Origin of the sequence: Nonomuraea indica (genome assembly GCF_002850745.1) — a bacterium.
GTDB lineage: Bacteria > Actinomycetota > Actinomycetes > Streptosporangiales > Streptosporangiaceae > Nonomuraea > Nonomuraea indica.
Window position 1 is genome coordinate 225,325 of sequence record NZ_KZ559477.1, and the last position, 8,068, is coordinate 233,392.

Annotated in this window: 7 protein-coding genes; 3 read left to right on the top strand and 4 right to left on the bottom strand. The window is 74.7% G+C overall.

Translation table 11 applies throughout. From position 1 onward, the window contains the following. Window positions 1–54: 54 nt before the first annotated feature. Together CXR44_RS27990 and CXR44_RS41215 are read left to right on the top strand one after the other, a co-directional pair. Window positions 55–579 carry a transcriptional regulator gene (locus CXR44_RS27990; protein WP_144070100.1) on the top strand — a complete coding sequence of 175 codons (525 nt, stop codon included), beginning with the start codon at window positions 55–57 and terminating at the stop codon, window positions 577–579. Then, the gene (locus tag CXR44_RS41215) at window positions 580–729 is read left to right on the top strand and encodes a response regulator transcription factor (RefSeq protein WP_144070101.1); all 150 of its coding nucleotides are present in this window, start codon (window positions 580–582) and stop codon (window positions 727–729) included. Here the strand turns inward: CXR44_RS41215 and pabB are convergent. From pabB to CXR44_RS28010, 4 genes are read right to left on the bottom strand one after another with little or no spacing between them, the layout of a single operon-like run. Then, window positions 686–2,923, bottom strand: coding sequence for an aminodeoxychorismate synthase component I (gene pabB / locus CXR44_RS27995; RefSeq protein WP_245899474.1), 2,238 nt, complete (start codon window positions 2,921–2,923; stop codon window positions 686–688). The two genes, CXR44_RS41215 and pabB, sit on opposite strands and share 44 nt — an antisense overlap. Window positions 2,924–2,938: 15 nt before the next feature. After that, a complete protein-coding gene (locus CXR44_RS28000) occupies window positions 2,939–4,450 on the bottom strand; it encodes an AMP-binding protein (RefSeq protein WP_101789110.1) in 1,512 nt (503 codons plus the stop codon). Further along, window positions 4,443–5,150 (bottom strand): hypothetical protein, encoded by a 708-nt coding sequence (locus CXR44_RS28005; protein WP_101789111.1) that lies wholly within the window; start codon window positions 5,148–5,150, stop codon window positions 4,443–4,445. Before CXR44_RS28005 ends, CXR44_RS28000 begins: the two co-directional genes overlap by 8 nt. After that, complete coding sequence (locus tag CXR44_RS28010) at window positions 5,129–5,842, bottom strand: Phenylacetic acid catabolic protein (RefSeq protein WP_245899476.1); 714 nt, start codon at window positions 5,840–5,842, stop codon at window positions 5,129–5,131. The genes CXR44_RS28005 and CXR44_RS28010 overlap by 22 nt, the downstream gene beginning before the upstream one ends. Window positions 5,843–6,128: 286 nt before the next feature. Here CXR44_RS28010 and CXR44_RS28015 point away from each other — a divergent pair. After that, the coding region (locus CXR44_RS28015) for a condensation domain-containing protein (protein WP_245899478.1) at window positions 6,129–8,068 on the top strand (1,940 nt) is incomplete at its 3' end.

Here is an 8,068-nt window from a genome sequence, read left to right on the forward strand (position 1 = left end):
AAACGGCACAGTGCACGACGGGTCGGCGCACCGGACGGGGTCGCCCTGATCGCCTTGGGAAGCGAGCTGGTCCGCTGCGGCCTGGCCACCATGCTGAGGGACCTGGGGGCCTTCCGGGAGGTGCTCGACAGCGGCGACTACGACCACAGCATGGAACTGCTGCACTCCGGCCGGCCCGACGTGCTGGTGGTCAGCGCTCCGGTGGAGCAGGACAAGGCCGAGAAGCTGGCGCGGACGGCGGCCGACCACGGGGTGAGGGTGCTGCTGCTGTTACGCACGGCCTGCGACCAGACGCTGGAGCGGGTGGCGGCGATGCCGGCCGACGGCTACCTGCTGGAAGGCGAGCTGACCCCCGAGACCCTGCAGAGCACGCTCACGGACCTCGACAGCGGGCTGGTTCCGGTGCCGCAGCCCGTGGCGCGCGGGCTGCTGGCGAAGATACGGCCCGCGTTCGCGAAGACCGGGCCGGCCGCACCCAACGGAGCGGCCCCGGTGGACGGCGACCGGGCCGCCTCGCCGCTGACCTCACGCGAACAGCAGACCCTGGCCCTCATGGCCGAAGGGCTGAGCAACAAGTAGATCGCCCGGCGGCTCGGCATCTCCGAGCACGGCGCCAAACGGCACGTCGCCAACATCCTGGCCAAGCTCAACTGCTCGAACAGGACGCTGGCGACGGCGGTGGCGCTCAGACGCGGCCTGGTGTCCCCACCGGTGAAGCGCCCCCGCTGACGGCGCCCCGGCCGGCCGAGCCGTCCGCGGCGGCGCGCCTCCCGGCGGCATGCGCGACCGCCTCCGGCGCACCCGTCTCCGGGTCGCCCGGCTCTTGGTCGCCCGGCTGCTGGTCACCCGCCTCCGGCGTGTACGCGCACCCCGGGCGACGGCAGTCCGCGGGAGCGGGCAGGCCGCGCAGCGGGGCCCTGGCCTTCAGCAGCATCTCCGCGTACTCCTCCGCCGGGTCCGACCCGAGCACGATGGCCCCGCCGGCGCCGACCGTGAGCGTCCCGTCACGGGCGACGGCCGTGCGGATGACGATGTTGAGATCGGCCGTGCCGCCCAGGCCGAAGAAGCCGATGGCCCCCGAGTACACGCCGCGCGCCCGCCCCTCCAGCCGGTCGATGATCTCCATGGTGCGCAGCTTCGGCGCCCCCGTCATCGAGCCGCCGGGGAAGCAGGTTCGCGCCGCCCGGACGGCGCTGACGCCGTCCTGGAGCTTGCCGCGCACCGTGGACACGAGCTGGTGGACGGTGGCGTACGACTCCACCGCCATGAAGCGCGGCACCTCCACGGTGCCGATGGCGCTGATGCGGCCCAGGTCGTTGCGGAGCAGGTCCACGATCATGAGGTTCTCGGCGCGGGTCTTGGCCGAGGTGGCCAGCTCGTGCCTGAGCGAGGAGTCGCGCAGCGGCTCGGGGGCGCGCGGCGCCGTGCCCTTGATCGGCTTGGACTCGGCGACGTGGTCCCGGTCGACCTTGAGGAAGCGTTCAGGGGAGGAGCACAGCACCTCCATCTCACCCAGGCGCAGGTAGGCGGCGTAGGGGGCGGGGTTGAGCCGCCGCTGGCGCAGGTAGAGCTCGCGCGCCGAGCCGTCGAAGGGGATCTCCGCGGTGTCGGTCAGGCAGATCTCGTAGCTCTCGCCGGCCCGCAGCAGCCGCAGGCACTCCTCGATGTCGGCCAGGTAGCGCTCGCGCGGCCGCACCAGCCACGGTTCGGGGTCGAAGCCGGCCTCCGGACCGGGGTCGCGCGGCGGCCGCTCGCCCACGCGGCGGCAGACGCCGGCCGCGTGCGTCACCCAGGCGCGGGCGGCGGCTCGGCTGGCCGGTTCGCCGTCGGTGAGCGCCACCGCCCACGTCGCGCCGGTCAGGTGGTCCACCGCGACGAAGCGGGCCGCCGACATCCACACCGCGTCGGGGAACGGCGAGACGTGCGGCGAGGCGGCGCCGCAGTCGCGCTTGAGCTCGTAGCCGAAGTAGCCGACGTACCCGCCGTTCAGGTCGAACGGCAGGGCCGGGTCGGACGGCACCGAACGGTCGCGGACCCGGTCGTCGAGCACGTCGAAGATCGAGGTGAAGACGGCCGACTCGTGGCCTGCGGAGTCGTGCACGAGCACGCTGTTCGCGCCGGGGCGGCAGGTCAGCACCTCCCCGTGCGGCCCGCCCGCGTCGCCGAGGAACGAGAACCGGGCCAGCCCCTGCTCGACGCGGCTGCTGTCCAGCCAGAACGCGTACTCCCGGTCACCGAACAGCTCGGCGAAGACCGTCTCCGTGTCGGCCGCGCCGTACACCTGCTCCACCTCCAGCGACCAGCGCGGCCCGGACGGCACGGGCAGCGCGGCGGCCGGCGCGGCGGACTCCAGGGCCAGCTCGCGGAAGGTGCGCAGCAGCGTGGGCCCGTGCTCGGTCGAGATGGACTCCGGGTGGAACTGCACGCCCCACCAGGGCAGCGTCCGGTGCCGTAACCCCATGACGACGGAGTCGCCCGTCCAGGCGGTGATCTCCAGGTCGGCCGGGGCCGGCGTGGCCACGCACAGTGAGTGGTAGCGCACCGCGTGGAACCCCTGCGGCAGGTCGCGGAACAGGTCGCGGCCGCAGTGGAGGATCTCCTCGACCTGGCCGTGGATCGGCGCGGGCGCCGGCACCACGTCGGCGCCCGACAGCCAGCCCAGCGCCTGGTGCCCCAGGCAGACGCCGAGCACCGGCAGCCCCGACTCGCGGATCACGTCCAGGCCGGCGCCGACGTCGCGCTCCACCTGCGGGCGGCCAGGCCCCGGAGAGATGACGAGGGCGTCGAAACGCCGCAGGTCCACCTCGGCCCAGCCGGGGTCGTCGTTCGTCAGCACGACCGGCTCGACGCCGTACGACTCGGCGATGAGCTGGTAGAGGTTGTAGGTGTAGGAGTCGTAGTTGTCGATGAGCAGCGTGCGCACGGCGGTTTCCTCACGTCAGCGGACTGGTCCGGTCCCAGCGCCGCCGCGCAGGGCGAAGCGGCGCAGCTTGCCGGTGGGGGTGCGCGGCAGCGCGCGCCGCAGCTCGACACCGCGCGGCACCTTGTACGGGGCCAGCCTGCGGCGGGCCATCGCGATGAGCTCGCTCTCCAGCCGCCGCCCGTCGACGCCCGGCGCGGCGGGCACCACGAACGCCCGCAGTTTGCGCGCCCCCCGCTCGTCGGCGACGGCCGCGACAGCCACCTCGGCCACCTCGGGATGCTCGGCCAGCACCTTCTCGACCTCCAGCGGCGACATCGTGATGCCGCCCACCATCTCCAGGTCGTCGCGCCTGCCGCGGTGCACGTACGCGCCCGAGGCGGTGCGCACGGCGAGGTCGCCGGTGCGCAGCCAACCACCCGAGAGCACGCGGGCGGTCTCCTCCGGCCGGTGCAGGTACTCCGGCAGCACCGACGCGCCACGCACCCACAGCTCGCCCTCACCTTCGCCGCCGGTGAGCGGGCGGCCGTCGTCGCCGCGCAGCTCCAGCTCGTAGCCGGGCAGCGGGCGGCCGATGGTGCCCGGCTCGTCGCGGGCGGCGGTGTTGGAGCAGAAGGCGTGGCCCACCTCGGTGGAGCCGAGCTGGTCGAGCACCGGCGCGCCGAGCAGGTCGCGCGCCCGGGCGCCGAGGGCGGGGTTCAGCGGCTCCCCGGCCGACACCGCGAGCCGTACCGGGGCGAACGCGCCGGGCGCGCACTCGGCCAGCAGGTTGGCGTAGGCGGAGGGCACCGCGTACAGCAGGGTGACGCCGTACCGCTCGACCGCCTCGGCGACGTCGCCGGGCATGGGCCGGTGCGGCAGCAGCACGGCGGACGAGCCGGAGAACAGCGGGAAGACGAGGCTGTTGCCGAGCCCGTAGGCGAAGAACATCTTCGACACCGACAGCGTCACGTCCTCGGGGCGCGCGCCGACCACGCCGACGCCCGCGGCGCGGTGGTAGCGGGCCAGGTCGGCGTGGCGGTGCAGCGCCGCCTTGGGCACGCCGGTGGTGCCCGAGGTGTACTGCGCGTACAGCGGGGCGCCCGGGGAGACGCCGGCCGCCGGTGCGCGGGGGGCGCGTTCGGCGAGGCGGAGCAGCCGCTCGCCGGTCAGCACGGGCAGCCCCGTGAAGCGCCCGGCCAGCTCGCCGGAGGTGACGACGAGGGACGCGGCGCAGTCGGCGGCCATGAAGGCGTGGTCGTCCGGCGTGAGGCCGGGGTTGACGGGCACCACGGTGACGCCGAGCCGGGCGGCGCCCAGGAACGCGGCCACCCACGCGATGCCGTCGCCGAGCGCGACGAGCGTCCGCGTGCCGGGCCGGGCGCCGTGGTCGAGCAGGACGGAGGCGGCGCGGGCGGCGAGGTCGTGCACCTCGCCGTGGCTCCAGGTGCGGGTCGGGGTGTGGAACGCGGGCAGGTCGCGCCACCCGGCCCGCCCGGCGAGCTCGTCGAGGTGCCGGGCGACGTTGCCGGCGGCGGCCGCCTCAGCCATGGCGGCCCCCCGCGCCGGTCCGCGTGCCGGTCCCCGCGCCGTTCTGCGTGCCGGTCCCCGGGCCGGTCTGCGTGCCGGTCCCCGGGCCGGTCTGCGTGCCGGTCCCCGGGCCGGTCTGCGTGCCGGTCCCTGCGCCGGTCCGCGTGCCGGTCCTCGCGTGCGTCGCGGTACGGGAGCCTGTGCGGGCGAGGGTGACGGGGGCGACGAGGAAGGCGCCGTCCACCGGGCCGATCGGCCACCAGCCCCGCCCGAGCAGGTCGGCGAGCAGATCGTCGTCGTCGCCGGCCAGCGCGGTCGCGACGAGCGTGCCGACCAGCCAGAGGATGGCGCCCGACACCGCGCGGGCGTCGGCGTCGTCCGGGTCGGCCGGCTCCAGCAGCGGCGTGGCGAGCAGCATCGCGACGTGCTCGCCGAGTTCGAGCTGAGCATCCCGGCCGGCGGCCAGCAGGGCGGCACGGGCGGCGTGGCGGCGCCGCTCCAGGCCGGCCAGCCAGCGGGGATCGACGCGGTCCATCAGGCAGGCCGGCACCCGTGACAGCGCCCGCACCGGCAGCGCGCCCGCCAGCGGCGGCAGGCACGCCCGCGACGGCTCGCCGCCGCGTGTCAGGCCCCTCAGCAGCAGGTCCACGCGGTCGCCGCCGGGGCCGAGATCGGCGGCCAGGCCGTCAGGGGGAGCGCTCAGCTCGTAGTGCCGCGCCATCGCGGGTCCACCTCCGGGTAGTCGAGCCCCAGGTCGTCGCAGAGCAGCACGCGGCTGCGCCGGACGAACTCGGCGCGGCACTCGTCGTTCGTCAGCCGCTTGATCCCCCACCTGCGGAACAGCTCGTTGTTGGGCGAGTCGCTGCGCCCGAAGAACGGCAGCGTCATCGTGATGAGGCGGTGGGCGGCGGCGCGCACCTCCTCCCGCGTGGCCGGGTCGGCCGCCAGCCGCCGGGCCGTGGTGGCGCCGAACCGGACGTGGAAGCGCTCCTCCGGCATCAGCGACCGGCACAACCGGGCCAGCGGCAGGTAGGAGCACTCACATAAATCCTCCATCAGCACGATCTCCGCCAGATCGACGATCGCCTTCGTCATCACGTACTCGGTCCAGCTCCGCACCTCGAAGTCGAACACCGAAAGCGGCGGTCTCGTATGCGGATCCTCCAGGCCGAGCTGTGCCGCGAGTTTGTTGAATTTGAGATGGTGCCCGTACTCCTCCATCGCCATCCGGCAGGCGAGCCATTTCTCGCGGGGCGTCGGCGCGAGCGAGATGGAGGGCTCGTCGAAGACCGCCGCGCCCGCCGCCTCGTTGCGCACATGACTGTTGATGATCTTTCCGACGGCGGTGACGTACTCGTCGCCGAGCGCGCGGGCCTCGTCGGCTCCGGCGACGGTCTCCAGCGTGCGGGGCACTTCGCCTCCCTTCCTCGGCGCTACCGACGCAAGCTAGGCGGCCCGCCGGAGACGGGCAAGTGCCCGGACGGGCACCTCGAAAGAGGTGCCCGCGAGTTCGCCGCGTGCTTTTCCGGCGGGCCGAACGGGTACGTCAGGCAAAGAGCCGCAGAACATGCCGCACCGGACGAGTAATAAGGTTAGGCAAACTTTATCGCCGGATGGGCAGGCCGCCAGGTCTTCGAATCCGTCGCGAATTGCTTTTCGCATTTGCGGGGCGGTTGCCCGCCGTGTCAGCTTGGTCGTCATGTGGGAAACGGCGACGTTTCACGATGAGCTGGAGCGCACGGTCACCGAGCTGACCCGACGGCCCTGCCGCGCCGTGCGGCCCGTCCACGGGCACGGCCTGACGCTGCTCGTGGAGGCCGGCGTGGACGCCTGGCCGGCGGACCGGGTGCGCGGGGCGGTCATCGACGCGCACCGCGAGGTCGTGGAGACCGTGGTGCACGTCGGGCCCGGCTCGCTGGCCGGCCGTTCCGAGGCGGAGCTGGTGACCGCGTACCGGCGCGGCGGGCTGGAGGTCGTCCACACCGACGCGCTGACCCCCGCCGCGCCGCCTGTCACCCCTGACCGGGCCGCCGGGACGCCCGCCGTTTCTCCTGCGACGCCCGGCCGGGCCGCCGGGGCGCCCATCGTGTCTCCTGCGACCCCCGGCCGGACCGCCGGGGTGCCCGCCGTGTCTCCTGCCACCTCTGACGGGGCTCTCGGGGCGCCCGCGGTCCCGGAGGCGCCTGGCCTCACCTTGGAGGAGGTGCGGCAGGCCGCGGCCGCGCTCGTCGGCCTGCCCGCCGCCGAGCTGGACCCGGACGACGACCTGATCCGCCACGGCGTCGACTCGATCCGCATCATGCAGCTCGCCAACGACTGGCAGCGGCAGGGCGTCCGGGTGAAATTTGCCGACCTGGCGGAGACGCCCACCGTCGCCGCCTGGCACGCGCTGCTCTCCTCCCGCGCCGCGACCCCGGCCCCCGCCCCAGGCCCGCTGCCGGAGGTGGACCGCGACGCGCCGTTCGCGCTCACCCCGGTCCAGCACGCCTACTGGTTCGGCCGCCGCGACGGGCAGGTGCTCGGCGGTGTCGGCTGCCACTTCTACGTCGAGTTCGACGGCTCCGGCGTGGACGCCGCCGCCCTGGAGAACGCCGTCCACGCCCTGTTCGAGCGGCACGAGCTGCTGCGCACCCGGTTCACCGACGACGGCGCCCAGCGCATCCTGCCGCGCAGCCCGTGGCCGGGACTCACCGTGCACGACCTGCGCGACCGGCCGGCACCGGAAGCCGCCGAGCGCCTGGCCGCGCTGCGGGAGCGGCTGTCCCACCGCAGGCTCGACGTGGGCCGGGCCGAGGTGCTCGACCTGACCCTGTCACTGCTGCCGGGCGGGGCGCACCGGCTGCACGTCAACATCGACCTGCTCGTCGCCGACGTCCGCAGCATCCAGATCCTCCTGGACGACCTGGCGGCCCTGTACGCCGCGCCGGACGAGCCGCTGCCGCCGATCGGCTGCACCTTCCCGGCCTACCTCGCCGAGCGGGACCGCTGCCTGCGGGACGAGCGCGAGGCCGACCGCCGCTACTGGGCGGAACGGCTGCCCGGCCTGCCGGGCGGGCCCCGGCTGCCGCTGGCGGTCGAGCCGGAACGGCTCGACCGGGTTCGCGTCGTGCGCCGCGACCTCCGGCTGGACCCCGAGCGGCGGCGCCGCCTGGCCGAACGGGCCCGCGCCCACGGCGTCACCCTGCCGATGGCGCTCGCGACGGCCCTGGCCGAGGTGATCGGCGCCTGGAGCGACTCGCCCCGCTTCCTGCTGAACATGCCGCTGTTCGACCGGCGGACACTGCACCCCGACGTGCCGCGCATGGTGGCCGACTTCACGAACCTCCTCCTGCTGGAGGTGGACCTCACCGAGCCGGCGTCGTTCGCTCGGCGGGGCGCCGCCCCGCCGAGCCGGTTCCAGGCCGACGCGGCGCACTCGGCGTACTCCGGCGTCGAGGTGCTGCGCGACCTCAACCGGGGCGGCCGCGCCGACCAGGTGACCGCGCCCGTGGTGTTCACCAGCGCCTTCGGCATGGGCGACCTGGTCGGGGCCGAGGTGCAGCGGCACCTGGGCAGGCTCGGCTGGATGCTCTCCCAGACCCCGCAGGTGTGGCTGGACCACCAGGTGGTCGAGGTGGACGGCGGGCTGCTGTTCAACTG